This is a genomic window from Saccharomonospora iraqiensis subsp. paurometabolica YIM 90007 (assembly GCF_000231035.2).
Lineage (GTDB): Bacteria > Actinomycetota > Actinomycetes > Mycobacteriales > Pseudonocardiaceae > Saccharomonospora > Saccharomonospora paurometabolica.
Window position 1 is genome coordinate 300319 of the sequence record NZ_KI912250.1, and the last position, 2527, is coordinate 302845.

2 protein-coding genes and 1 pseudogene are annotated in these 2527 nt (G+C 72.4%); 2 read left to right on the top strand and 1 reads right to left on the bottom strand.

Going from position 1 to position 2527, the window contains the following annotated elements; all coding sequences use genetic code 11:
* Positions 1-64 precede the first annotated feature (64 nt).
* Complete coding sequence (locus SACPADRAFT_RS0217605; RefSeq protein ID WP_007027253.1) at positions 65-1234, bottom strand: acyl-CoA dehydrogenase family protein; 1170 nt, start codon at positions 1232-1234, stop codon at positions 65-67.
* A gap of 201 nt (positions 1235-1435) precedes the next feature.
* Here SACPADRAFT_RS0217605 and SACPADRAFT_RS0217610 point away from each other — a divergent pair, with 201 nt between their 5' ends.
* Positions 1436-2158, top strand: coding sequence for a 4'-phosphopantetheinyl transferase family protein (locus tag SACPADRAFT_RS0217610; protein WP_007027254.1), 723 nt, complete (start codon positions 1436-1438; stop codon positions 2156-2158).
* 46 nt (positions 2159-2204) lie between these two features.
* Positions 2205-2527: pseudogene (locus tag SACPADRAFT_RS33165) on the top strand (isochorismate synthase); the annotation flags it as partial.

The following is a 2527-nucleotide window of genomic DNA, read 5'->3' on the forward strand; positions in this document are numbered from 1 at the left end:
GTTCCGGCCGCCGTGCCGCCCGCCGGGGCGTCGGCCGGACCGGCGCCGGTCCGGCCGAGGTCGATCAGCCCAGGGCACCACCGACCTTGGCGTGTCCCTTCAGCAGGTTGCGCGCGATCGTCCGCCGCTGGATCTCGTCGGTGCCCTCGTAGATCCGCAGCAGCCGCAGCTCGCGGTACCAGCGCTCCACCGGGAGCTCCCGGGTGTAACCCATCCCCCCGTGGATCTGCAGCACCCGGTCGACGATCTCGTTGGCCTTCTGCCCACCGAAGAGCTTGGCCATCGACTGCGCGTGCCGGGAGTCCATGCCCTGGTCCACCTGCCACGCGGCGTGCAGCACCAGCCAGCGCAGCGCCTCGATCTCCACCCCGGAGTCGGCGATCATCCACTGGATGGCCTGCCGGTCGGCGATCGGCGCGCCGAACGTCTCGCGGGTGTTGGCGTGCTCGATCGCCATCGACACCAGCCGCTCGCACGACCCGATCGCCCGCGCGGGCAGCAGGTAGCGGCCGCGGCCGATCCACTGCATCGCCAGGGTGAAGCCCTGGCCCAGCTCACCGAGGATCTGGCTCTCCGGCACCCGCACGTTGTCGAAGATCAGGGACGCGGGCCCCCACTCGCCCATCGTGTCGATGTACTCCGAGCGCCAGCCCATGTCGCGGTCGACGAGGAAGCAGGTGACACCCCCGTTCGCGCCCTTCTCCGGGTCGGTGATGGCGAACACCATGGTGAAGTCCGCCTCGTTGCCGCCGGTGATGAACGTCTTCTCCCCGTTGATGATCCAGTCGGAGCCGTCCTTGCGGGCCGTCGTGCGGATCGCCTTGGCGTCCGAGCCCGCACCGGGCTCGGTGATCGCGAAGCAGGACGTGCGCGTGCCCTCGATGGTGGGCAGGAGGTACCGCTGCTTCTGCTCCTCGTTCGCGTGGAACAGGATGTTGTCGGCCGCACCGCCGAAGCGGAACGGCACGTACGTGCGGCCGAGCTCGGCCTCCAGCAGTGCGGTCATGGTGGCGGACAGGCCCATCCCGCCGTACTCCTCCGGGGTCTGCACCCCCCAGAACCCGGATTCCTTCGCCTTGAGCTGCAGCTCCCGCAGCTCGTCGCCGGTCAGCCCCGGCTGGTGGGCCCGTTCCCTGCGGAGCACCTCCTGTTCGAGCGGGACGAGCTCCTTCTGCACGAACGTCCGGACCCAGTCCCGGATCTCCCGTTCCTCCACGCTCAGGCTGAAATCCATCGCCGCAGACTCCCTCGATGACCTCGATGATTGCCGACTAAGCGGTCGCTTAGCCAGCAAGGTAGCGCATCACCGGGCTTGGCGGGAGTCCCGCCCTCGACGTAGGTTCGAGATCGTCCGCCACGGTGCGTGGCGGGACGTGGGGGCCGGGGACATGTCTGCCGGGGACACCCGGTGTGCGGCGCGAGGCGGAGAGGCGAGATGACCGAGTGCGCGGTGTGGTGGACGACACCGATGACCGTGACCGACGATGCGCTGGGTGTGCTGGACCGGGACGAGCACGCGCGGTACGGGGCCTACCGCAGGGCCGAGGACCGCTCCCGGTTCCTCACCGGCAGGGTGCTGGCCAAGACGGTGGCGGCCGCACGGCTGGGTGGCCGCGCGCACGAGATCCGGTTCGACGCGCGCTGCGCCGACTGCGGACGCCCGCACGGGCCGGTCCGGATCCCCGGGTCGACGCTGGAGTTGTCCGTCTCACACTCCGGGGACCGGGTCGGTGTGGCCGCCACCGACGGGACGGCCGTGGGCCTCGACGTGGAGGCCGCCGGGCGGGACGTGGACGACTCGCTGCGCGCCTACGTGCTCAACGAGACCGAACTCGCCGGCCTCGACGGCTGCTCCGGACCGGTCGGCGCGGAGGCCTTCTTCCGGTTCTGGACCCGCAAGGAGGCGGTCATGAAGGCCACCCGGCGCGGGCTGCGGATCCCGCTGCGCGCCCTGACGATCTCCGGCCCGGACGAACCCCCGCGGCTGCTCGCCTCGGCCGACGACGCGGTCTCGGCGGAGGCGGTCCGCCTGGCCGACCTCGACCCCGGCCCGGGGTACCGCGCGGCCGTGGCGGTACTCACCGACGGCGCGGCGCCCGACGAGATCGACGTCACCGAGCGGTGGTGGGACCCCGGCACCCGGACGGACGGACAATAGAACCGACGGGCGGACGTCACGCACCACGGCGGAAAGGGGCGCGCTGGTGAACGGACCGGGCCCCGCCGGGTTGCTGCGGGCCTACACGCACGGCGACTTCTTCCTCGCCACCCGACGGCGGACGCTGCTCGCCTCGGGCGCCCGCGAGGTGCTGACCGGCACCGACGAGTTCGCCCTGGCCGACCGGGTCCGGGACCGTTTGCGGTCCGACACCGGCGGGCCCGCGCTCGCGGTGGGTGCACTGCCGTTCGACAGCGCCTCCGGGCGTGCGGGCCGGGTCGTGCTACCGGACTCCGCCGGGTTCGCCGACCCGCCGCACCCGGCCGTGCGGGAGCACCCCCGGCGGCCGGTGCCCCACCCCGTCGCCGT